At 44.3% G+C, this 25,063-nt stretch carries 13 protein-coding genes; 7 read left to right on the forward strand and 6 right to left on the reverse strand.

Translation table 11 applies throughout. The features are described 5' to 3' along the window. The gene (locus tag L0B18_RS02980) at window positions 1-1,767 is read right to left on the reverse strand and encodes a hypothetical protein (RefSeq protein ID WP_234567713.1); all 1,767 of its coding nucleotides are present in this window, start codon (window positions 1,765-1,767) and stop codon (window positions 1-3) included. 239 nt (window positions 1,768-2,006) lie between these two features. On the opposite strand from L0B18_RS02980, the gene L0B18_RS02985 reads away from it, so the two are divergent. From L0B18_RS02985 to L0B18_RS02995, 3 genes are all read left to right on the forward strand, one after another. Then, on the forward strand, window positions 2,007-2,621 hold the full coding sequence (locus tag L0B18_RS02985; RefSeq protein ID WP_234567715.1) for a sigma-70 family RNA polymerase sigma factor: 615 nt from the start codon (window positions 2,007-2,009) through the stop codon (window positions 2,619-2,621). 88 nt (window positions 2,622-2,709) lie between these two features. Further along, window positions 2,710-5,256, forward strand: coding sequence for a serine/threonine-protein kinase (locus L0B18_RS02990; RefSeq protein WP_234567716.1), 2,547 nt, complete (start codon window positions 2,710-2,712; stop codon window positions 5,254-5,256). Between the two features lie 204 nt (window positions 5,257-5,460). Next, window positions 5,461-5,634, forward strand: coding sequence for a hypothetical protein (locus L0B18_RS02995; RefSeq protein WP_234567718.1), 174 nt, complete (start codon window positions 5,461-5,463; stop codon window positions 5,632-5,634). 6 nt (window positions 5,635-5,640) lie between these two features. On the opposite strand, the gene L0B18_RS03000 is transcribed toward L0B18_RS02995, so the two are convergent. Then, window positions 5,641-10,893 (reverse strand): BspA family leucine-rich repeat surface protein, encoded by a 5,253-nt coding sequence (locus tag L0B18_RS03000; RefSeq protein WP_234567720.1) that lies wholly within the window; start codon window positions 10,891-10,893, stop codon window positions 5,641-5,643. Between the two features lie 278 nt (window positions 10,894-11,171). On the opposite strand from L0B18_RS03000, the gene L0B18_RS03005 reads away from it, so the two are divergent. Beyond that, window positions 11,172-11,738 (forward strand): sigma-70 family RNA polymerase sigma factor, encoded by a 567-nt coding sequence (locus L0B18_RS03005; protein ID WP_234567722.1) that lies wholly within the window; start codon window positions 11,172-11,174, stop codon window positions 11,736-11,738. A gap of 122 nt (window positions 11,739-11,860) precedes the next feature. Continuing rightward, a complete protein-coding gene (locus tag L0B18_RS03010; RefSeq protein WP_234567723.1) occupies window positions 11,861-14,407 on the forward strand; it encodes a serine/threonine-protein kinase in 2,547 nt (848 codons plus the stop codon). Between the two features lie 31 nt (window positions 14,408-14,438). Here L0B18_RS03010 and L0B18_RS03015 read toward each other — a convergent pair whose 3' ends face one another. From L0B18_RS03015 to L0B18_RS03025, 3 genes are all read right to left on the reverse strand, one after another. Beyond that, window positions 14,439-15,632, reverse strand: coding sequence for a hypothetical protein (locus L0B18_RS03015; protein ID WP_234567725.1), 1,194 nt, complete (start codon window positions 15,630-15,632; stop codon window positions 14,439-14,441). Between the two features lie 316 nt (window positions 15,633-15,948). After that, a complete protein-coding gene (locus L0B18_RS03020) occupies window positions 15,949-16,398 on the reverse strand; it encodes a hypothetical protein (protein WP_234567727.1) in 450 nt (149 codons plus the stop codon). Between the two features lie 468 nt (window positions 16,399-16,866). Next, window positions 16,867-20,100: a GLUG motif-containing protein gene (locus L0B18_RS03025; RefSeq protein ID WP_234567728.1), complete on the reverse strand. Its 3,234-nt coding sequence runs from the start codon at window positions 20,098-20,100 to the stop codon at window positions 16,867-16,869. Window positions 20,101-20,578: 478 nt separating this feature from the next. Between L0B18_RS03025 and L0B18_RS19805 the strand changes: the two genes are divergently transcribed. Beyond that, window positions 20,579-20,668 (forward strand): AraC family transcriptional regulator, encoded by a 90-nt coding sequence (locus tag L0B18_RS19805; RefSeq protein WP_370647491.1) that lies wholly within the window; start codon window positions 20,579-20,581, stop codon window positions 20,666-20,668. Between the two features lie 21 nt (window positions 20,669-20,689). On the opposite strand, the gene L0B18_RS19665 is transcribed toward L0B18_RS19805, so the two are convergent. Beyond that, on the reverse strand, window positions 20,690-20,812 hold the full coding sequence (locus L0B18_RS19665; protein ID WP_255695546.1) for a hypothetical protein: 123 nt from the start codon (window positions 20,810-20,812) through the stop codon (window positions 20,690-20,692). Window positions 20,813-20,946: 134 nt separating this feature from the next. On the opposite strand from L0B18_RS19665, the gene L0B18_RS03030 reads away from it, so the two are divergent. After that, complete coding sequence (locus L0B18_RS03030; protein ID WP_234567730.1) at window positions 20,947-24,981, forward strand: response regulator; 4,035 nt, start codon at window positions 20,947-20,949, stop codon at window positions 24,979-24,981. The last annotated feature ends 82 nt before the right edge of the window (window positions 24,982-25,063 follow it).

The raw sequence follows: 25,063 nt of genomic DNA on the forward strand, positions 1-25,063 counted from the left end.
TTAAAATGTGTGCTGATAGCGGAAGCTCCCTTCCAATTCGGTAAACTCATTTCCTGAACCGTCCATCACCCGATTATTTCGCGACCGAATTGTGAGATTGAAGGTGTCTTTATCGGTGAGCCGGTACGAGGTATTTATACTTCCCGTTAGCTGCTGAAGCTTGTTCGTCATCGTTGGGGCGGAAGGAATCTCCCGCTCAAACCTGTTTTGATTGATGCCCACATTCACCGAAATAGTCAACTCCCTGTCAAAAAGGGCATAGCTTGATCCAAGATTTATGCCCACATTTTGAATCTCGCCGGCATCAGAAAAGTTGGTCAAATAGTTACCGGAACTGTTAATCGTAAAACCGGTGGGAAACGTAATGGCATATGTAAGAACTCCGGTGTAGGACTCCGACAAGTACGACATTCGGTCCATTTCTGAGCTGCCGGAAATATTACTTTCTACGCTCAGATATCCCCCCGCCACAGAAATATTGTGGACGAAATCTTCTCCCATGATGATAAAATTGGGTTGTAGCATAATGTTGTGAGATGTTTGAGATTGACCGCCTTCGGATTGCTCAATCCCTTCTATGACCTCAGAATCCACATCATTTAGCAGCAAATTGTAGGAAGTAGCCAGGTTAAAGGATTCGGAAAAAATCATCTGCATGCTGGTCACCACATTTGTATTCGACTGGGTTTGAAGCCGGGTACCCAGAAGGTTATCGCGAGAGAAGGAAACATCGGACTGAATAGAAAGGCGGTTATTGAATACCCGCAATGTTGGGCTAAAGTTGATCCTTTCCTGGTCATTACGAATTTTGCCACGGCCCAGAGAAATAAACCCCGGTTGAATGCGCTCATAACCTACCATCAGATCAAACGGGTTTGATTGAAAAGAAGCGGCGGCATGACCGGCATAATTGAGCCGTGTACTTACTCTTGGCTGGTAGATGGATGTAACGAAATAAGGAAGATCCAGATCGGAAGAAGAGAGGCTGCTGCTTTTGAGATCTCTTGTAAAAGCGGATACCGTTACCTGGCTTTCCACACTGAATCTGCCTCCAAAAAAATCGACTTTAAAATCCGGTGTGATGGAAAGATTCTCCTGCGGTTTGATTTCTATGACATCACCCTCCAGTGAGGCAACATTGTCTCTTGCATAAAAGGCACTTACATGAAGAAAACTTCCCGACGTGCTTCCAACACCAACTTTGCCGCCATAGGCCCACTGTTCAAAAGAGGGTTCGCGAAAACCCGTATCAAAACTCGGCCGGACCACTCTCCTGGATCTTCCGGCAACAAATTCAAAAATATAACTGCCGGGTTCTGCACGAATATATCCACCCCGGATGGTTGTACCATTTAAGCCATAATCAGATAATCGGGTATTTACATCGCCGGCCTGAAAGGTAAGCCATTTCCAGTTTGCACTGTAGCTCAGCTTATTCATGTTTTGCCGTAAACCGGTTTCATCTGTCGAGTAGTTGATGTTTAAACCGCTTCGCAACCCCAAAACACTAAAATTCATATTGGCAAAGGTTTGCAAAACACCGGGTGCTCGGCGGTTTTCAATTCCATTTGCGGTATACGCCGATGCTGTAAGCCCTACACTTCCTCCCTTTTTAAACGGCACCAAATCGGTGTCGTCCCAAAAAGAACTTCTTTGGGCATTGGCAGAATCCACCTTCAAAGTAATCCCGCTAACCGCCAAAAAAAGAAGGATTGCCAGGAATAACCGAATTGGATTCCCGGTTTTGGGAGTGCTTAACGTCTTCATACCAAGGCAAAATCCTTTGTAAACTTCACCATTAAAATTTCCTCATCAGAATCCTCTACAAACCGTTCAACCACTCTCATCTCCATGGAACTCATATGGATACAGTGGCAGACAATTGCCGGTTTAAAAAGCAGTGTATTGCAGATTTATGAATCAGAAGTTGCAATAGTTGGGTTTGTTGGTTAAAATTTTTGCTCAATTTGTTTCGCAGATGTAGCCACATTTTTTCTACATCACTATTGCGCACGAATCAATCAAATCACGACATTCACTATTCAGTTTTTTATCTATTGTGTGAGAAAGGCCATATCACCCAACTTTTAGTTGAAGCCAGAAATGGCAAAAAATCTGCTCTGGATTCTCTATATCCATATGTCTACAAGCAGCTGAAACAACTTGCCCGCCACCATTTGGCCAGCGAACGCCACGGACACACCCTTCAGAAAACAGCCCTGGTTCATGAACTTTACATGAAATTGATTGATCAATCAGAAGTTGAATGGCAAAACCGGGCTCACTTTTATTCGATTGCTTCTCGGTGTATGCAACAAATTCTTGTGGACTATGCGCGCAAGAAAAAAGCAGACAAGAGAGGAGGGAAGCATGAGGGAATAACCCTTGATGAAGACCGGTTGAACGTAGACCAGCATGCTGAAGAAATTATTGAACTAAACGATTTGATCGAAAAGCTGACGCAGCTTGATTCCAGGAAAAGCCAGGTGGTAATTATGAGGTTTTTCGGGGGAATGACAATTCCTGAAATTTCTGAAGTCCTTGATGTAACGACACGAACGGTTGACAGAGACTGGGCAAAAGCAAAAATGTGGCTTTATAACGAGCTAAAAGCTTCTTAAAATAGGTTCGCAACTTTAAAATCTGTTTTGGACTGAATACACATCGCTTGCAGAATAAGTGTAAGTGGTAACTCATGGGGTACCAACAATGAACCAAAAAGACTGGAAAAAACTGAGTCAGATCTTTGACAAAGTTTTGACGCTGCCACAAGAACGCCGAACGACTTATATAAAAAATATCTGTGGGAATGATCCGGAACTCGAGAAGAAAGTCCGGGATATGTTGGATAAAATGGAGGAGTCGGACCAGTATTTTGACCAGCAATTTAAGCAAAACCAGGCTGCACTTGATGAGTTAAACTCTCTTCTAAAAAATGAAGATGAGAGTGCAGACTTCTTTAAAGGAAAAACCATTGGCCGCTGGGTAGTTACCGAACTGATTGGCCGGGGTGGAATGGGCAGTGTTTATAAAGCACAGCGAACGGATGAATCCGGACTTCAGCAGGTTGGCGCACTCAAAATTGTGCATCACAGCCTGATTACCCCTTCCCATATCGAACGGTTCAAATTAGAGCAGCAAATTCTTTCCGGCCTGCACCATCCCAATATATCAGGCTTTATCGATAGTGGAATTACGGAGGATGAAATTCCTTACATGGTAATGGAGTATGTGGAGGGAGAATCCATTCTTACGTATTGTAACCAGCAAAACCTTTCGGTTGAGAAACGGCTTAAACTATTTAAGACGATCTGCCGGGCCATTCAATATGCACACAAATCACTGATTGTTCATCGTGATTTGAAGCCGGAAAACATATTGATCACAAAAGACGGACATGTTAAAATATTGGATTTTGGCATCGCCAAACTGCTTGATCCAAATCTGTATGAGGGTTCTGCCATTGAAACCACACCCGGCATGCGGCTGCTAAGTTTGGAATATGCTTCACCTGAGCAGATATCCGGAAAACCCATCAATATTTCCACCGATATTTACTCCCTTGGAGTTTTGCTGTATAAACTATTAACCGACCTGCATCCATTTGATACAGATAATCTTTCCTATCGCGAAGTTGAGAAAATTGTGCTCGACCAAGATGCTCCACTCCCAAGTACACGTCTTGCAAACCTTTCTGATTCAACCCTATTCAATGAAATAGCACAAAACAGAAAAGTGGAGCCGGGCGATCTGGTCAAAAAACTTAAGGGGGATCTGGATGCGATTGTTAACAAAGCTCTTCGAAAAGACCCCGAACGCCGGTTCGATTCTGTTGAGTCATTTCTCCATGATATTGACCGCTATCAAAATGGGCTGCCCATTTATGCCCGCCCGGATACGGTTGGATACCGCACACGTAAATTTATCCACCGCCACTTGTGGGCTGTAACGGCGGCCGCACTGGTTATTCTCACATTAACTGTGGGACTCGCCACCACGCTCTGGCAGGCTGAGCAGGCAAGAAAAAATGCAGAACAAGCTCGTCAGAATGAAGAGCAGGCAGAACAGGTTTCCGCTTTTTTATTGGAACTCTTTGAGGGATCTGACCCAACCAGTGCCAATGACGGATCTACAACGGTTCGTGAGCTGCTCGATCAAGGCTATGAAAAATTTCGCACGGAACTCACAGATCAGCCGGTTGTTCGTGCAAGAATGTTAGGAACTATCGGCAAAGTTTACAGCAATCTTGGACTTTTTGATGAGGCTCTCCCTGCTCTCGAAGAGTCTATTGCGGGCTTTCAAAACGTTGACGCTCAATCGACTGACTACGCCCTGGCACTTTTATTATTTGCCAATCTTCAATACCGGTTAGGGGAGTGGGATAAAGCTGAAACGGCTGCAAGACATGCGTATGAAATAAATCTCAACCATTATGAAGAAGACGCACCGGAAATGGCCAGTATTATGAATACACTGGCACTTGTACTGGAAGAAAAAGGTGAAATGGATGAAGCATACAAATTATATCGCCGGATTATAGAAATTCGCAGAAATCAGCCCGAACAGAATTCTGACCTTGCAATTAACCTCAACAATCTTGCGATTCTTCTCCAGCAAGACGGCGAACTGGATGAAGCGGATGAACTATTCCGGGAAGCCATTGGTGTAGTTGAGGAAGAGTGGGGAGAAGAACATCCCTATATGGCTTATGTGCTGAATGGATATGCAGGTGTACATGAAGATCGCAAAGATTTTGAACAAGCCAATGAAACCATGCAACGGGCACTGGCAATAGGCCGGGCTGTTTTTCCGGAAGAGCATCCCTTTATTGCCGTTGCCATTCATAATATCGGGCGGATTTACGAAAACATGGAAAACTTTGAAGAGGCTCTCAATTATTACAATGAGGGATTGTCCCTGCGCCGCCAAACATTGCCGGAAACACATGTGGATCTGGCCTCTTCCCTGGATGCCTTGGGATTGGTTTACATAAAAACAGATAAACCCGCCGAGGCCGAACCACTTTTGCGTGAAGCATTGGAGATAAGACGCCAGAGTATGGAAGAAGATGACTGGAGAATTGCACAGGTCGAATCTCATCTCGGACGGAGTCTCCTGCTTCAACAGAAATTTGAAGAAGCTGAGGTTTTATTGACCAAAAGTCGCGCCGTACTTGAGGAAACCCTCGGTCCGGAAAACATTCATACTCTTCGGGCTATTGACGACTTGAATGAGCTTGCCGCTCTCCGGGATTAAAAGATCCGGATCTCCTTATTATCGCCTCTGAGCACTTTCCAAAACAATTCACGGAACTCTCAAGAATCCTCTCCCGGATCGGGAGGCAACAGTTGCTCGGTATTGCGGCTGATGGATAGTGTTGTGATGGCTGGTGTTTGCCAGGGTTCAAGGGTGTTATTGTTTGGTTTCATACTGCTTTTTTGGTTTGATTAAAATGATGGGTTGATTGACTGTTTTGAGGTGGCTTTTGCTCTTGGTAAACAGGGCAGGCGTTTGGAGATTATGCCAAAGGCATCCCTTCGGGGCCGCGTCGTCGCTTCCGCTCCTCCTCGCAATGACGAAGGAAAAGTGAACCTGTCATTACGAGTGGAACGAAGCAATCTCTTACTGCCATAGTTTGTGTTATTTCACCACCGTTAATTTCTTCGTCATAATCTGGTTGCCCGCCGCAAGCCTGTACAGGTAAACCCCGCTGGAAAGATTGCTCGCATCAAAGTTAACGCTGTGCCGGCCCGCCGCCACTTGCTCGTTGACCAATGTTGCGACGTTTCGGCCCAGCATATCATACACCTCAAGCCGAACCTCACTGCTTACAGGCAACTGGTAACTAATCACTGTTGTCGGGTTGAATGGGTTGGGGTAGTTTTGCTGAAGAGTGAATTGATCCGGCAATGAACCCAATTCAGCTTCTCCATCTATGCCCGCCTTCGCTACCAGTAATTCAAATCGTGGTTCAGATTGCGAATTTTTTGCAACGAGCTGAGAAGTGCCCGTAAAAGGCGTCTCTTTTATTGATGTTGCTTTGGCTGTTTGGGTAGCTTCAATCTTAAAACTATAACTGGCACCATCCCGAAGTTCAGTCACTTCATGGGTCACATTATCCCGGAGGAAGTAGCTGCCGTTAAAGACATGGCTTTCCGGCAGGGTCCAGTTCAGCGTAAACCGACCGGCTTCGGTGGTTTGAAGATCTACCGGAATACTCACTTTTTCTTCCTGGGTGAAGATATTTTCCGGAAGACTCTGGAACGCATACGCTTTTTTAGTCTGATCCAGGGAATACAGAGACAGCCAATGATCCGCAAGCCCGGCAGCGCTTAGTTTTATCCCGTCCTGTGCATCCAGCCCGGCGGTTCCGTTTTCGGAGAAATGAATGTTCGCTGTGTTCGAAAATACCTGGTCTTCGCTGTTCACAGTCAAAGAGATTAAAAATTTATCTTCCTCTGCCGGGTTTTCTTTTGCGAGTCTGGTCGAATAAGCAGATTCAGGAACAGAGAGCTCAGGGTTGTTATCAGTGGTTCGAATCCAGAATGCCTGAAACGGTTCAATGGACGAGTAAATACCCTGACAGCTCTGATTCTGATACCCTCCATTTCCGCCATTTTCAGACGGATTCCAAACATCAAAGGTGCTGGCAATATTTGTCGCTTCATTCACCATCTCACAAAAATCAATAGAAACCGGGTGTGGATTGGCGATCAAAAAATGGCTGTCACCTTGGGGTCCCTGGGCGTCATCATAAAATAAACCACTATATGCGAATTCATTTTCAAGCGATTCCCAGTTTTCGCCGGAAGTTAACGTTGCAGAGTAATTTTCGTCATTGTTTGTGTATACATACACAATAAAACCTGATCCACGGCTGATTTCATCCGTCAAATCATCAAGCTCTTCCCATACATAATTTCCCTGATCCAGTAGCTGTACATTGGCAACATCTGCGCTGGGATTGTCTGACCCGGGAATTCCCTTGAGCCATAACGGATCAAGAAAATCTCCGAACTCATCCCCGATAGACGGATTGGTTAAAAAGCGCCAGCCTTCATCCTCATCAATAAACAGTTGTGCCCGGCCGAGATCAATCGTCATGGTATATGTATCCGTGCTTTCAGTTCCACCCGCATCTTTTACTGAGAATTCAAATTCACTGTATTCTGCAAATCCTCCCGAAGCATTGGTACTGTAAGTAAGATCTCCGTCATCAATATCTGCCACAGAAATTTCATCGTTTGCAGATACAGGATTGCCATCCAGCTCTAGGTTTCCGCTGGGAAGTGTTTTTATAACAACGGAGAAGGTGTTATCTGACTGATCGAAATCGGCCGGAGTAAAGGTGTAGCCGTTCAAATCACTTGCAAGAATGCGGCCATCAGAAGCCACTGCCTCGCTACAACCGGAAGCAAGGTCATCGCCGCTAAATGTCCAGTTATGGTCATCAATCAGTGCCTGACGCTCTGCCTGCGCCATACAATATTTAACCCCGGCAGCACCTATTTCTACATCATCCTGAACGCTTTGCGCTTCCCATCCAACAATTATAGCATCATAGTTGGCTGAGGAAAGCCCTGAAAGAAAAAACATATTGCTCATGGTGGTCACCCCGGAAATGTCCCAGCCTCCAAGATCCTGATTAAAGCTATGCGCATTCATAAACATTCCCGACATACTCGATAAGCTTGAAACATCCCAATTGCTGATATCCTGATTGAAGGCTTCGGCGCTGGCAAATAAGTTATTCACGTTTGTTACATTACTTATATCCCAGGCTTCATATTCATCAGGAGTACCGCTATTCGCTGTTTTGGTTGAAATATCCTGATTGAAGGCTTCGGCACTGCTGAACATGTTCATCATGGTTTCCACACTTGAAATATCCCAACTGCTGATATCTCCGTTGAAAACTGTGGCACCGCTAAACATAGATGCCATATTTTCTACTAATGAAACATCCCACTCATTCAGGTCCTGGTTAAAGGAACTGGCATGAAAGAACATGGCTCCCATTTTTGTAATCGTACTTACATCCCAGCTACTTATATCACCATTAAATGAACTTGCATATCCAAACAGGTAAGACATATCACTTACACCTGACAAATCAGGCTCATCTGTTGCATTATAGGTAAGATTTGAAGCACCATAAAATGCCTTATTCATCGAAGTCCACTCAATCTCTCCCCACTGTTCAATGGTCATAATCTTCTCTTTGTCGCCCTCATTGTTAAAGTATATTCGGGGAAAATCACCGGTAATTTCTACGGTGTACGTTCCGGCGCTTGCATAGGTGTGAGTGGCATCTCCTGTTTGGCCGGCATCACTATTTCCATCTCCCCAGTCTACATCGTAATTGTAGCCGCTTCCTTCCGTTGGAATGGTAATTTGCAGATCGCCAGAGGTGACTTCCCACGTGGTGATAAAACCGGGTGGGGCATCGCAACCGGTGCCAGCAAAGGTATCCCCGTCAAAAGTCCAGCTGTGATCATCTATAAGTGCCTGGCGGGCGGTCTCTCCGATACAATATTCCAGCCCTTCGGCACCCAGCTCAATTCCATTTTGTACAGCCAGGCTTTCCCAGCCAATCAACAAAGAATCGTAAAATGCTGTTGAAAGCCCGGAATTATCCAGCATATTTTCCATATCTGTGACGGCCGAAACATCCCAACCGCCAATATCCTGGTTGAATACGGAGGCATCCCTAAACATAAAAGCCATGTCTATAACTTCCGCCACACTCCAGTTACCTATTTCCTGGTTAAATGCTTCCGCATGGGAAAACATGCTGCGCATTGATTCGACTCCGGACACATCCCAGTTACTTATATCCTGGTTGAAAGATGTTGCGTATTGAAACATACTATCCATCTTCGTAACCTTTTCTACGTTCCAGGCGGTGTACTCGTCTGCTGTTCCGGAATTCACGACTTTTTCTGAAATATCCTGATTAAAAGAAGTAGCTCCGTGAAACATATCATTCATGAGAGTTACGGATGACACATCCCAGTTACCAATATCCTGGTTAAAAGTCGATGCACCATCAAACATATAGTTCATTTTTTCTACAGAGGAAACATCCCAACCGCCAATATCCTGGTTAAACGCAGTAGCACTGGCAAACATAAAAGCCATGTTTTTAACATTCTTCACCTCCCAGCCGCCGATATCCTGATTAAATGAACTTGCTTGTGTGAACATATTTTCCATCGTTGTAATGTTTTCCACATTCCAGCCGCCGATATCCCCGTTAAATGATGATGCACCAAAAAACATTAGAGTAAGGTTAGTCACATTTGACAAATCAGGCTCATCTGTTGCATTATAGGTGAGATTGCTCGCCCCGAAAAACGCTCCTTTCATAGAACTCCACTCAACATCTCCCCACTGTTCAATCGTCATAATCTTTTCTTTGTCACCCGTGTTGTTAAAGTAGATACGGGGAAAATCACCGGAAATTTCTACGGTGTACGTTCCGGCACTTGCATAGGTGTGAGTGGCATCTCCTGTTTGTCCGGCATTACTATTGCCATCTCCCCAGTCTACATCGTAATTGTAGCCGCTGCCTGTGGTGGGAATAGTAATATCCAAATCGCCGGAAGTAACTTCCCATGTGGTGATAAACGGATCAAATGGCTCTACATAATCACCCTGAAATTCGTAGGCTCCCATATCTACAATCTGCGTTGAGCCTAAAAATACACGCCCATTCCGGTTTAAATCTTCGGGATCGGCATTTCCGCCCGGATAGTTAGAAAAATCGGTGGATGGGTCCCCGGTATTAATGGCCGGTGAGCTTTCCGTAAGCTGCAGATCGCCAGCGGATGTGGGTGCATCATCTGGATCAACGGCCGTAACAAAAAGCGGATCTGTATCAATATTATTGCCGCCATCGGTCCCATAACTGGAATTCCAGGAATCGCTGCCGCCGGAGCCGTCTACCAGGCTGTAAGAAAAAGTGGGATCAGACGTGCCGTAATTAAAAACAAAAGATGAACCATCGTTATCCCATAGAATGGCATTTTTAAATGTGGGAGAACTGTTCCTGTTATAGATAGCCGCTCCCCCGGCATTGGATGCATTCCCGGTAATGGTTACATTCTCAAAATTCAAATCTGTATCCTCAATATTAATAGCCGCACCCGTATGAGCGGTATTGCCTGAAAATAAAGCATTGATGACTGATCCGGGTGTGCTCATAATTTGCATACCTCCCCCGCCGGTATTTGCCTCATTCCCCGAAAAGGATACATTCGTGAACTGCATGGAATCGTTTGAATCCAGATAGACCCCACCGCCATATCCCGCCGAATTGTCTATAAAGGAAACATTTGTTAAAAGAATGGTACCATCTTCGGATTGAAAACCGCCGCCGGTCAGACCTGCACTATTCTCCAAAAAAATAACGTCGGAAAGAGTCACATCTCCACCGCTTCTGTTCCGCACTCCGCCACCATAGTATGGTGTATTCCCGTGCTGAATTGTAACCCCCTCGATTTCTACATCCGTTGCAGGGTTCTCTATGGCAATCACCCGGTCTGAGGCTGAACCGGCATCCGCATGTGCCTGGATGATCGTGCTTTCAGATCCCACCCCCTGGATGGTAATATCTTTATCAACTACGAAGCTCTCTGTAAATGTCCCCACAGAAAGCCTTATGATATCTCCCGAGTCCGATTCATCGATTGCATGAGTGATGGTGATACATGGCGAAGTTGAACTGGTACAATCATTCCCTGTATCGGTTCCTCCGGTAGCTACAAATCGGGTCGTTTGTGCGGTTGCAGCAGAGGCAAACAACAGTACCATTAGCAGCATCACAACTTTGATCAGAATTGCGTCTACCTTCCTTTCGGTTATCTTAAATTCGTAATGATTTGGCTTCATCGGCTTGAAATATTTTGGTTCTGGCAGGTGGATAGAGCGCTTGGCAACTCTAAGAACTGCATACTTTTTTTAAGGCTGCCTCAACATTGATATATTTTCTGTGCAAACCCCTTCACTCATAAATACGTGAAGCATCGTCTGATTACGACATGACTTTTTTTTGATTTTTTTGTTGATGGATTTCTAACTGCTTTTCTCAGAGCGCTTTAGTACTTTTTAGAAAAGAATCAGAAACTTCATCTACTTGAGGCCCGCATTCTCACAGAATCTTGGCAGGAATGGAAAACAGAAATAAAATTACCCGTCTTTTAATCGACGTTCGCACAGGGGATAAAGAAGCTTACGACAGCCTGTTTTCCATCGTATATGAAAAATTGAAGGAGATTGCAGGATTCCATTTACGAGAGAAAGGAAGAAATAAAAACCTGACTCTTTCAAATACTGCTTTGGTTCACGAAGCTTATATGAAATTGATGGATTACACCGATGGCGAATGGGAAAACCGGTCTCACTTTTATGCGATTGCCTCTCGATGTATGCGACATATTCTTATTGATTACTGCCGGAAAAAAACAGCTGAAAAACGTGGCGGAGAACAGCAGGAAATTACCCTTCTGGAAGAGCATATTAACCTCGAAAAACATGCTGAAAAACTGATAGACCTGAACCGGCTGATTGATGAAATGGCTGAATTTGATGAACGGAAAAGCAAAATCGTAGAGATGCGTTTTTTTGGAGGGATGACCATTCAAGAGATTTCTGAAGTACTGAATGTTTCCAGCCGAACGGTAGACCGCGACTGGCTGAAAGCACGTATGTGGCTCTTAAAGGAAATGACTCCATAAATCATTTCATAAAAAGCTTTCTGCCTTTTCTTATTAAAAAATCAAAATTTTTTTCCGGTTCATCTTAAAACTACACATTTTAGGAGACCAAAAAATTTTAACAATCTTTCCGACTATTTTTCATGGATAAGAACAGGTGGAAAAAAATCAGCCAAATACTGGATGATGCAATTACGTATCCGGATGAAAAAAGGAATACATATATAAAACGTGCTTGCGGAGATGACACAGCTCTTCTGAATGAAGTAAAAGAGCTCTTAGCCTCCATGGAGAAATTTTACGGGAACGATGATAACCTCGAAGAAGAGTTGGAAAAAAACGAAGCTCTCTTCCATCTGGCCATGAGCGACGTAAAACCCGACGAAGATGTTTACCTGGCCGGAAATACCATTGGGCCGTGGAATATTACCGAGCTTATCGGGCGTGGAGGCATGGGCAGCGTGTATAAAGCGCAACGGAAAAATGAAGCGGGCATTCAACAATCCGGGGCGTTGAAAATTATTCATAAAAGCCTGATTACCCCATCTCATACCGAACGCTTTCGACTGGAACAACAAATTTTGTCGGGTCTTCAGCACCCGAATATTGCAGGATTTATCGACAGCGGTATCACCAGTGACGGCATTCCTTACATGGTGATGGAATATGTGGAAGGAGTATCGCTGCTGGAATACTGCGACAAAAACAAACTTCCGGTTTCCAAAAGGCTGGAGCTGTTCAAAACCGTTTGCCGCACCATTCAGTTTGCCCATAAATCCCTGATTGTGCATCGGGATCTGAAAGCTGAAAATATTCTGGTGACTGGAGAAGGCCACGTAAAAATTCTGGATTTCGGGATTGCCAAATTGCTGGATCCTAACCTGTATGAATTGTCTCCGGTTGAAACTCAGCCCGGCCTGCGGATGCTCAGCCTTGAGTATGCCTCGCCAGAGCAGGTGGCCGGAAAACCGGTCACCACGTCTACGGATGTGTATTCACTTGGGGTTCTTTTGTACCGGCTTTTGACGGGAGTTCATCCATTTGAGGTAGATGATCATTCTTTTCGGGAAGTGGAAAAAATGGTTCTCAAAAAAGATTCGCCGCTGCCAAGCCACCGATTTTCAAATCTACAGGATGGCAACAGAAAAAAAGAGATTGCCCGAAACCGCAACCTGGATCCCTCAGAATTAACCCATCTTTTAAAAGGAGACCTGGATGCGATTGCCAATAAAGCGCTCCAGAAAAATCCCGAGCGGCGGTACGATTCGGCTGAAGTCTTTACCACAGATATCGAACGCCATCAACAGGGCCTGCCCATTTCCGCCCGACCGGATACACTTGGCTATCGCTCGGCAAAATTTATATCCAGGCACCGCTGGGCCGTAACCGCCGCCGTATTGGTCATTCTATCTCTTGGCGTGGGAATTGTTGCCACACTCTGGCAGGCGAAACAGGCCGAACAAAATGCAGAACAAGCCGAACAGGTCTCTGCTTTTTTGCTTGAACTGATAGAGGGTTCCGATCCTACAAAATCAAATGAAGGTTCCACAACTGTTCGGGAACTGCTGGATCAGGGGTATAAAAAATTCAGAACTGAATTGAACGATCAGCCTATCGTTCGTGCAAGAATGCTGGGAATGATCGGGAAAGTATATGACAACCTGGGACTGTATGATGAAGCGTTACCAGCGCTTGAAGAATCCATTGAAGGCTTTCAACAGGAAAATGATCAGTCTTCTGACTATGCAACTGCCTTGTTACAATATGCGAACCTTCAATACCGCCTGGGGGATTCGGATAAAATGGAATCAGCAGCCCGGGAAGCATACCAGGTAAACCTGCATCATTTTGATGAGGACGCCCCTCAAAATGCAAGTATCCTGAATACGCTTGCAATTGCATTACAGGATAAAGGAGAAAAGGAAGAAGCCACTCAAATATACCGACAAATCATCAATATCCGGCGAAATGATCCCGAACAACAGTCCAACTTAGCCATCAACCTGAATAACCTTGCCATTTTACTGCAAGAGAGCGGCGAACTGGATGAATCTGAAGAACTTTATAAAGAAGCTATCCAAGTGGTAAAAAAGAAGTGGGGAGAAGAGCATCCTTATATGGCGTATGTGCTGAACGGATATGCGGGAATCCATGAAGACCGCAAAGATTTTAAAAAAGCAATAGACGCATTAACCCAGGCACTGACAATCGGACGGGCGGTTTTCCCTGAAGAGCATCCGTTTATCGCCGTCGTTCTGCATAACATAGGCAGAGATTATGAATATGCAGAGGATTATGAAACAGCTGTAGACTATTACCGGAAAGCATTGGACTTGAGACGAAAATCCCTCCCCTCCGATCATATTGATATTGCCTCTTCACTGGATGCCTTAGGATGGGTGGCCATTAAAACCGGTCAACCTACGGAAGCAGAACCTATGCTTCGACAAGCCTTAGACATCCGAAAGCAGACCTACCAAGAAAATGACTGGAGAGTGGCCCAGGTAGAATCGCATCTGGGGCGAAGCCTTCGGCAACAGGGTAAAATTAAAGAAGCCAAAACATTACTCGAGAAAAGCTATCCCGTACTTGAAGATTTCTTCGGGCCTGATCACTTTCATGTTCAAAGAACTCAGGAGGATCTGAATGAAATATACCAACAAGCCGGGAATCCGGTCCCGGCTCAATGATATATCATGTATTGTTTCTTTTATGAAGTGCTTACTCAGCCAGCGGAGACCAATGCGGGAAAAATGAGGCACTGTTATCATCCTTTCCGGTAATATTTGTCAGTCCCGAACCATCTGTTCCCACGACAAAAACATCGAATAAATCTGCAGAGCTATCCCTGTTTGAGTCGAATGCAATATGGCTCCCATCGGGTGACCATGACGGAAACCGGTGTGTAATTTGTTCATCACCCAGGTCTGTAAGACACTCAATATCGGAGCCATCCGCTTCTGCTACACAAATTTCCCAGGAAACTTCGGTTTCGAAATTGCTGCGGAATGCAATTTTATTGCCATCGGGCGACCATGAGGGATTCGCAAAAAACGTACTTTCACCCTGAAGAAGCACACTCCGTCCGGTTCCATCCACATTTATGGTACTGATGTAATGCGCTTTACCAGCTTCGATCGTATGAAATGCAATTTTATTGCCATCTGGTGACCAATCCGGCCACCAGTCTCCTGTGGAAGAATTGGTTACGTTGGTTTTGCCAGAGCCATCGGCATTCATGATAAAGATATCTCCTTCCCCACCCGGCACATATGAATGATAGGCTATTTGAGAACCATCGGGCGACCATGAAGGATATTCATAAAACCGTTGATTATCGCTAGTTAAATTTTGAAGATTTTGTCCATCAGCATCCACCATCCAAATTTGAGCGGTTGTAAATTCTCCTCCAGCTGAGGCAAATAAAATGTTCAGTCCATCCGGCGAAACAGCTACTTTCCAGTACTCTCCAATTCCAAAATCGGTCAATTGGGTTCTGTTATTTCCATCCGGGTCCGATTTGTAAAGGTTTGTGACTCCATTTTCATGTCGGGCAAATACAATCTTATTCCTCAGAATACCGATGCAATTCATGACAAAAGATAGATTTGCTGTTTCACTTCCGGTTATTTCAACAGATTGTGGATTTTCACTGGTTACGGCACAGTGATCGGCGATGTTGGTTATTTCAACACTATATGTGCCAGGCTCCAGGTTGCTAAATGTAGCCGAATCGTTGGCATCCACATTTTTATTCCCTTCACCCTGAAAAGAAACCAAAACGCCAGGAGGATTTTCATCTCCACCGGTTGTGGTTATCTCTACGTTCACTTGCCCTAAATCCGGATCTACATTTGTAGAACTGTCACCACATGCAATGTTGATCATCCATAGCACGATTAAAAGTGCTATCATTTTCGACCATCGATATGATATTTGTTTTGAGGAAATGGATGGGAGTTGTAACTGATTTTGCTTCATATAAATTTAATAAGATGATTTAATCTTGTTTGATTTCCTGAATCGGGTCTAACCGACCTGCCCATAGATGCAATTTTTTTGGGGCCTACGAGCTCATCCTTTTCTGGCAAAAAACAAAAAGGCTCCATCCGAAGCCTTTTCTAATCCACGATATTTAAAAAAGCATTGTTTTTAATGCACTCTCTAGAATGTTTTTTTGATTTAATAAACTCCATTCAAATGAAGGAAATCACTTCTTTTGGGACAGGTTTTATCTTATCACTTTTACTTCCAGTTTTGCATAGTGTTGTTCCGCCTCTGCCAATTGATTCATAAAAAATGCCACCGCTTCATTCTTGGTGGATTCATTCGCATCTAAATACACCCGAATGGACCCAACTCCAATGAAAAAAGCTAATTGTCCATTTACTTTATCCAGATCGGCTTCAGTTCTCACACGTGTACTTCCTCTGGAATCATCCTCGCGAATGTTTGTTAATTCGTATGCCGTAGCTCCTGACTGAGCCTCAAAATATGCCCGAAAACCGCCGTTTGAAATGTTATAGGTTCCGTCTGAATTCTCTATGACTGGAACATACTTTTCGAACTCAACATAAAAGACATCTTCGTTTTCATTTTCATCCGAGCCGGAATCACTCGGACATCCATAAAAAGAGACTAAAATGAATAGAGAGAAAACTGCTTTGAACGCTTTTTTCATAACTTAGGATACATTATTTGTTGCATGGATATTTTTTCGAAACAGAAAGAATCATTTCGTTTTTTTAACTATGCAACGTGTGATCGTAAATCAGCTCACATCCTTTCGTTAAATTTTGTGCCGTAAAGGTGGCAACCCGGATAAACCCCTTTTACAACTCTCTTTTATTTTTGTCTCTTCTTGAAAAAAAATAGGATTCACAATCAACAGGAGAGAAAAATTATAGCACCAATACCATTAGGATTGCGCACCCGCATCAGGCGGTAAGAGCTGTTCGGTATTTTTGATGGATAAGGTGGTAATTTCCGGTGATTGCCAGGGGATGTGGGTTTTGTTGGTTTTCATAATTGAGTTTTGTCTACGTTTGAATATGGGTTTCTTGTGATCCTGCTGAGGTGTAAAGCGGTCGGCGCAGAGCGTTTTTCTCCTCTACCGCTCTGCGCGGTGCTCTATGCCTTTCGCGCTTCGTTACTTCACCACTGTTAATTTCTTCGTCATAACCTGGCTGCCTGCGGCAAGCCTGTACAGGTAAATCCCGCTGGATAAATGACTCGCATCAAAATTGACGCTGTGCCGGCCTGCCGCAACCTGTTCGTTCACAAGTGTGGCAATCTGCCTGCCAATCATATCATACACTTCCAGCCTCACCTGACTTCTTACCGGTAACTGGTAACTGATCACCGTCGTCGGGTTGAACGGATTTGGGTAGTTTTGCCCCAGCTCAAAACTTTCGGGAACCGCTCCGAGCTCGGTAAAGCCGTCGATGCCGGATTGAGTGATCAGCAATTCGAAACGGGGACCCGATCCGTCTGACGGCTGCAAGGACTTCGGATGATTGTTCTCAGTCTCAGCTTCCTTCGTTTGAATGGCATCTTTCTCCGTTATCTCAAACCTAAAACTCGATCCTTCTTCGAGTTCGATAACATCCCCGGTTTGGTTGTCCCGCAGGAAGTAGCTGACACTAAAGATGTGAGATTCCGGCAAGCTCCAGTTCAACGTAAATTCACCGGACTCGGTCGTTTGAACATCCAGTGGAATCCGGAGTTTTTCGTCCATATCCAACGGAAGATTTTGCAAGGCGTAGGAATGATTGTCTTCGTCCAGTGAGTAAAACGCCAGCCACCGGGAGGTGAGACCGTCTGGACGTTTCTTTAACCCATCTGTTGGATCTAATGCTTTTGTTCCGGCTTCAGAAAATACGATTCGAGTGTGATTGGTGAAGAGTTGATCGGCACCACTCACGCTAAGGGTCACCACGAACCCGTCAGACAGGATACTTTGCTTGAAATATCCATCGGTGGCTTCGTTTTGATAGGTTTCTTGAACAAGGTTCATCTCCGGGTTCTCTCCGGTGGTTCGTACCCAAAACGCCTGGAAAGGAGCAATCAGAACCTCGCCGATGGAGCAGCTTACGTTTACGTAATCGCCGTTTCCCGAATTTGCTGACGGATCCCACAAATCGATATTATTGGCAATGTCGGCAGAGGATTCATCAAACACCTCACAAAAATCCAACGCAACCGGATGTGGGTTGGCCAGCAGGTAGGTGTTATCGGGGTTGTTGGTTTCCTCGTAGCCCAGCCCGTCAAAGGAGAAACTTCCATCCAATGGCAGCCAGTTATCTCCGGAGGCCAAGATTTTGGGGAACCCGTCGTCGGAGCCGTTGTTGTCATCATCGCCATACACGTAGACAATGAACGGCTGTCCTGCATCCGTAGAGTTATTCAGATCAGACGGCTCTTTCCACTGGTAGCCGGTCTGATCCAGATTGAACACGTTGGCAAAGGTGGCCCCGGGAGAATCCGAACCGGGCATCCCTTTGGTCCACAGGGGACCCAGAAAGTCATCGTAACTGTCTCCATCCGAAGGATTACCCACAAACCGCCAGCCTTCCCCGCCAGTGAGTTTAACTGTGGTAGCGGCAAGATCGAAAGTCATCGTGTAGGATTCTTCACTTTCCAGCTCATTTTCATCAATAAGTGAAAAATCAAAAGAAGTAAATGCATATCCATACTGACCGCCCGGCGGAGTCCAGGTCAATAGATTCTTTTCAATATCCACCATTGAAATTTCCTCATTTTCTGCGACCGGATTTCCATCCAACCGGAGGATTCCTTCATCCGGAAGAGAAATAATTTTGATAGAGTACTCTTCATCCACAAAATCAATTCCGGAAAAAATGTACTCTTCACTATTGCTGACCAACAACCGTTGATCGGATGTTTCAGGCCGGGCCACCGTAGTAAATGCAAAAACCTCACTCCATTCCCCGGTTTCTTCGTTATCCACACTTCGAACGCGCCAATAGTATAGAGTGTCCGCCTCCAAATCTTTGAAGCTAAGATTATATTCTGAGTCTGTTATCAAAGTTATTTTTAAAAAGAAATCAGAAAAATCACCGCTGTTGGAAATTTCAAGCTCGAAGCTGTCTACATCATCGGATACACTCCAGTCAAACGTAGGATTCAGAAGAACGCCAGTGGCTGCATTAACCGGTATTTCAAGAGTGGGGACCGGTATCTCGGTTTCGCCTGGAATATCCTGTGTATTGTTGCGTAATACGGGAAACCAAACATCCTCTTCAATTTGCCAGACAGTAGAAAAATCGAACCCGCTAAACGAGGCTTGCTTTCGCATTTCTTCGTCTGTACGGCCGGTTGTTCCACTTGATGAGCCATTTCCAACGGCATTCTCTCGGCCGGAAGTATCAGTATTCCAATAGCTATTTGAAACAGAAACATCTTCAATACTTCCAATCAAACCACCTGCATAACTGCCGATTACGTTTATAAATCCCGTAGCATAGCTTCTGTGGATTCCTCCAAATCCACTTAAACCTGTAATGCTTCCCACCAATCCGCCTACATTCGTTAGTCCTGACACCTCCCCGGTAGCATAGCTGTCGTTAACCGAACCAAAGGTTGCAACAGACCCAACCAGGCCACCTACACTAACACCTCCCTCAACATCCCCTGTGGCATAACTTTCACTCACAGAACTGCTGAAACCTTGAAATCTCCCTACCAGGCCGCCCACAGCACTGCCACTGCCTGATGCAATTACCTCAACGGATGCAAAACTTTTTGTAATGGGAGCAGACACATTTTGCCCCACCAGCCCGCCAACATCCGAAGAAGCCGTAACAGACCCGGAGGCTGAGCTATTTGTAACACTTCCACCGTCGATATTTCCAATGAGTCCGCCAACATCCGAGTTTCCGGCTATTTGCAATTCAAGCAGATGAATGTTTGCAATAACAGCAGAATTCGTTGCACCAAAAAGACCAATATAACTTGTGCCTGGCCGGTTGATGTTCAAGCCTGTGATACTGAATTCCTGGCCATCAAACGCTCCCGTAAATGGTATACTCTCTGTACCAATCGGTTCCCAACCTGCATCGCTATTTGAGGAGGAACTTGCATATGTATCATACCCGGGAGAATCCTTATCCAGATTGTTCATCAGAACATAATTGCCTTCCAGGTTATTGCGGACATTATATAAATCTGCCCATGTAGTAATCTGCGTTTGTGCATGAAGAATTCCCGGAGTCATCCAAAAAAGAAGTATTACCAGCACTCCGGGAAAGATCCGGGGCTTGTGTAGGTTTTTTTTGATGTTACCTCTTAAGCGGATTGGTTTCGCTTGTTTGAAATCTGTTAAAAAAAATATGGACGAAGAGTAGAATGGTTTGTTTGGCATTTTAGTAAAGGATTATCACTCGCTATTTGATGTCTCCCAATTCATTAGAACGCGCGCTTTGGGTTGTGTGTGGTTTGGACGAATAATAGAAAAAGAGGTCTTTGATTATGTTCGCAATGTCTTTAATATCATCCCGATCTGTTAATTTTCCTCTTCAATAAGCCTTTTGAGATGGCCTTTCTTATATCAGTTTTCTGATTCTTTTTCAGTCTTTTCTGGCGGGTTCGAGTGACGGATAGATTTATTTCTCAACAATGGATGGGCTGGCTCAGTTGAGGGGCACACGTTGAATGTTTATAAATCGGGAAATACGACTGGACTTTGTCCCAACCGTATTGCTGCAATGGCCTATTTACCGGATCGGGATGCATTGTGGCTTCTTCGTTCATACTGATCTCTCACCCGAAAGACCGGCGTTGCATTCCAAAATCTATGGTTATCGAGAAAGGCGCAGCACGTTTTTACAGAAAATGGCCGGTTGAAATTTAATGCCGGCTATTCGAATTCGGATTATTTTTCGACCAGTTTCAGGAAACAGTTCGGGGTAAGTCCTTCGCAGATAAAATAAGGTCTGTTGGCAGGACTTGCGCTACGACTGATCCCCTGCTGCCCCTGCACTCATCAGCAAGCATAAAATGATTACGAGGAAACTACTATGCCGGATTGTATTCCAGGCCGGAAAAATTGCAGAAAAAGTTGTTAATGAATTCATACCCATTGCCCGTTGATGTGTTAAAAAAATGCGCTTTAAAGGTTGCTGAATTATAGAATATGCTAACTTTGAAATTGTGCAGGATATCTTTAACATCGTGCATAAAGGCACTTTAATGGATCACATTCATATTTATGATTTCGCTATTTGTATTCCTGTTTTTTGTTTTTCAGGATATACCATTCGCATCGGGAGATGAGTTTCTTGTTCAAAAATATACGGTAGAAGATGGGCTGCCGGTCAATTCGGTGAATGGAATTTTACAGGATGACGATGGCTATCTCTGGTTCTCTACACTCGACGGGCTGGTACGGTATGATGGATATGACTTCAGGGTTTACAACTCTGGAAATACAGACGGGATGGTGATCAATCGTATAGGCGGAATGATAAAAACAGAGGCCAACGAAATTTGGATGATTCATCCCGATGGCACATTAACTCGAAAGGCTGGAGCCACATTTAAATCGTATAGCGAAGCGGAGGGTAATTTTGAAGGCCACGCAGATCGTGTTATAGAAGCAAAAAACGGAGACATCTGGATCTCCACCACAAAAGGTATCTTCCGGTTTGATGTTGAAACAGGCTCATTTATTTCCCCGGGAGCGCCACTGCTTCAATCCTCAACATGGGCTATTGAATCCACAATTGGTGGCGGAATACTCACTCTTAACGATCATGGACTCGTGTTATGGGAAGGCGGAAATGCATCGGTGCTCGTAGCTGCAGAGGATTTTCCCATTCCGGCAGAAAATATTCTTCACATAAAACAATTCAATATTTACGATGTTTGGGTGATGGGCGGAGGAGGCCTTTTCAAATATTCTTTGTACTCGAATGAGGTAGATTTCACCTTTCAAACGGATGCCCCACAATCCACAGTCTGGAACCTTCACCTTGATAATGATGGCACATATATTATTAACAGCTCGGAAGGGTTTTATTCCTGGGAGCCCGTCACCCAATATGTAGCAAAACTCCCGCTTGAAATCTCTACAACTATTGACCGGATCAATCTTGTTTTTCGCGGAGCTGAAAATGAAAGAATTTTGCTGGGAGATAATGAGGTTTTAATTGATGACCAAGAAGTATTTGATTTTGAAACGGAAGAAATTCAATCCGGATTTATAGACACCGAAGGTTCTCTTTGGATTTCAACCCTTCGGGAAGGCATTTTTCAAATTCGGAAAAGTGACTTTTCAAACATTACTTCTACGGATATTCAAGGTTTTGAAAATATCTATCCTATCATCCAGTCTTCTGACGGTAATATTTGGGCCGGAAGTTTTGTCAATGGAATTTATCGGCTGGATCAAAACGGAACGGATAACTGGCAAACTTCAAACAGTAACCTGACCGGAAATCTTTGCCGGTTTCTTTTTGAGGATTCGGACGGCACAATTTACGCCAGCATGTGGGGAGAAGGTTTGTGGCGCTATACCGGAACTGACTGGGAAAAAATCAATCGCATTGATGAGTTAACCCATCCAAATGTTACAGTCGAAGCGATGTTCCGTGATGAGAACAACCGCCTGTTTATCGGCACAACAGATCAGCTGCTGACCTTTCTGAATGGAAGTTATCAAACTTTTTCTGATTCTATATCCAATAAACTTCAGGGAGTACGGGTCATTCGTGAAAATAGTGACGGAACCCTTTTTATGGGAACAAACGGCAATGGCATTACAATCCTAAAAGATGGAATACAGCGAAACTACACGACCAGGAATAGCAATCTGACCAGTAATTTTATTCGTGATATTTATGTTCAATCGAACGATACGCTCTGGCTGGCAACGGAGAACCTGGGGCTGAATCGGCTCATTTTGGATGATGAAGCCAATCTCATTTCTGTAAAAAGTATTACGGAGAGGGATGGGCTAATTAAAAACTCACTTCACCGGATTATTGAAACACCCGACCACCATCTTTGGATCAGTTCCAATGGAGGAATTATGAGGATCGCAAAGAGGAATTTGAATCAATATACTGACGGTGTATCTCAGGGTTTGTCCATTTTATTTTTTGATGAAAAAGACGGAATGGTTAATCGGGAGGCGAATGGCGGAGTTCAAACGGCCGGCCTTTTGGCTTCTGATCAGACGCTCTGGTTTCCCAATCAAAAAGGAATTACGGTTATTAATCCCACCGCAATTTCCAGTGAAAATTCACAGCCTGCCCCCCGGCCAATTATTGAAGACGTTGTATTGACAGACTCTATACTTTCTGTTGAAAGCCAAACCGACATTCAAGTGCCTTACGGACAACGGAATATGAGAGTTAAATTTTCTGCTCCAAACTTTTTTGCTCCGGGCCGCATCAACCTTCGGTACAAACTTGATAGAGTGAATGAACAATGGGAGAATGCCGGGCAAAATCTGCAGGCCGTTTTTACGAATCTTCCACCGGGAACTCATGAACTCATTGTCCAGGCTCACCGGACTGGAAATCCTTCAGAAATTTCAGAATCGTCAGTTACCATCACTATTCCACAAGTGTTCTACGAAACTTACTGGTTCTATCTTACGATGGCAGTATTTGGCATTTTAGCCATTTTGGGAGGCATAAAATACCGGACACGAATTCTGGAGAATCGTGAACGCCGGCTTCAGCAACGGGTCAACACGCAAACCCGGGAACTACAGGAAGCAGCAGAACAAAAATCCCGGTTCTTTTCCGGAATTACTCATGAATTAAAAACTCCTCTCTCGCTGATCTCTGGTCCGCTTGAGGAACTAATTGAAAATTCAGCAGATTTCTCAGCAGAAAAAGTTCAGAACAGGCTCCAGCTGATGAACCGGAATAATAAGCGCCTGCAAGATTTGGTAGACCAGGTTCTTGACGTGACCAAGCTGAATGCCGAAGCAACTTCCATGACGCTTCAACCGGTTGAACTTCCCGCATTCACCCGCCAGGTTGCAGGGCAGTTCGACTCAACGCTCTCAGAAAAAAGCATTCAACTTCATGTTCATTCTGATCCAATCGAAGATTTCGTTTATGTAGATCCCGCCGCATGGGAACGAATTATTATCAACTTGATGAGCAATGCAATTCGATTTTCTCCCAAAGATTCCTCTGTTACTATCAACATTTCTGATCAGAAAAATCATGTATCCGTCAGTATAAAAGATGAGGGAATCGGCATCAACGAATCTGAAAAAACACGCATCTTTGATTATTTGTACCAGGTTGAGGGATCAAATTCTGCGCAGGGTACCGGCATTGGGCTTTACCTGGCTAAAGGCTTGGTGGAACATATGAATGGAACCATCAAAGTGAATTCCAAAAAGGGTAAGGGAGCCGAGTTTATCATCACTTTAAAAAAGGGAACTGATCATTTTCGGCAAAGTGATACCATCATACATGAACCGTTTATTATTTCACAAACCGAAGCTCAGGAAGTTGTCCGGCCCGAAATTGTAAACGGCAATCACAATCAATCTCCGCATTCTGATCACATACTTGTTGTTGAAGACAATGAGGATTTCAGGGAATATCTCCATTCAGTTTTATCAGAAAAGTACCGGGTTTCTACAGCGCCGGACGGATCTTCCGCGTGGGAGATACTTGCTGATTTAACTCCCGACCTTGTCATTTCAGATGTGATGATGCCCGGCATGAACGGATTGGAATTTGTAAACGATCTGCGAAAAAAAGAAGAACTTCCGCATCTGCCTGTCATCTTTCTATCTGCCAAAAATCATGAAATAGATGTAGAAGCAGGTCTTTCAAGTGGTGCTGATATTTATCTCACCAAACCTATTAAAAGCAGTTTCCTTCTTTCTCAGATTGAAGCCGTTTTAAGAAGGGAACGGTTGCTAAAAACCAACGATGTTTCTGAAGAAAGAAACGAGGAGAAACCTTTTGTCGAGCAGGTCAGAACCATTATTTATCGTCAGCTGGCAAATCAATCCTTGAATGTAGATATGATTGCTGATACTCTTTTTATGAGCCGCCGAAAACTCTACAACGAGTGGAAAGAAACGGGAGCCATTAGCCTGAATGATTTTATTAAAAAAGTACGCCTGGAAGAATCAAAAATATTGTTAAACGAAAAAGGGTTTACGGTGCAGGAAACGGCAATGGCAGTAGGATTTTCCAATACAAATTATTTCTCCACCAGTTTTAAGAAAGAGTTCGGCGTAACTCCTTCGGAGGTTATGAAGTAAAGGTTGTCTGGGTTCATCACAAATATTATTGAAATAAATTGGGGGAAATCGCCTGTAATTTCTACTTGGTAATTCATTCTTT

It is taken from the genome of Rhodohalobacter sp. 614A, from assembly GCF_021462415.1.
Classification (GTDB): domain Bacteria; phylum Bacteroidota; class Rhodothermia; order Balneolales; family Balneolaceae; genus Rhodohalobacter.

What these genes read in the sequence shown, in the direction of transcription:
- L0B18_RS02990 (WP_234567716.1), top strand. Translation starts at nt 2,710, where the DNA reads ATGAACCAAAAAGACTGGAAAAAACTGAGTCAGATCTTTGACAAAGTT.
- L0B18_RS19665 (WP_255695546.1), bottom strand. Translation starts at nt 20,812, where the DNA reads ATGAATTCATTAACAACTTTTTCTGCAATTTTTCCGGCCTGGAATACA.
- L0B18_RS03030 (WP_234567730.1), top strand. Translation starts at nt 20,947, where the DNA reads ATGATTTCGCTATTTGTATTCCTGTTTTTTGTTTTTCAGGATATACCA.
- L0B18_RS02980 (WP_234567713.1), bottom strand. Translation starts at nt 1,767, where the DNA reads ATGAAGACGTTAAGCACTCCCAAAACCGGGAATCCAATTCGGTTATTC.
- L0B18_RS03010 (WP_234567723.1), top strand. Translation starts at nt 11,861, where the DNA reads ATGGATAAGAACAGGTGGAAAAAAATCAGCCAAATACTGGATGATGCA.
- L0B18_RS03000 (WP_234567720.1), bottom strand. Translation starts at nt 10,893, where the DNA reads ATGAAGCCAAATCATTACGAATTTAAGATAACCGAAAGGAAGGTAGAC.
- L0B18_RS03020 (WP_234567727.1), bottom strand. Translation starts at nt 16,398, where the DNA reads ATGAAAAAAGCGTTCAAAGCAGTTTTCTCTCTATTCATTTTAGTCTCT.
- L0B18_RS03015 (WP_234567725.1), bottom strand. Translation starts at nt 15,632, where the DNA reads ATGATAGCACTTTTAATCGTGCTATGGATGATCAACATTGCATGTGGT.
- L0B18_RS03025 (WP_234567728.1), bottom strand. Translation starts at nt 20,100, where the DNA reads ATGCCAAACAAACCATTCTACTCTTCGTCCATATTTTTTTTAACAGAT.
- L0B18_RS03005 (WP_234567722.1), top strand. Translation starts at nt 11,172, where the DNA reads ATGGAAAACAGAAATAAAATTACCCGTCTTTTAATCGACGTTCGCACA.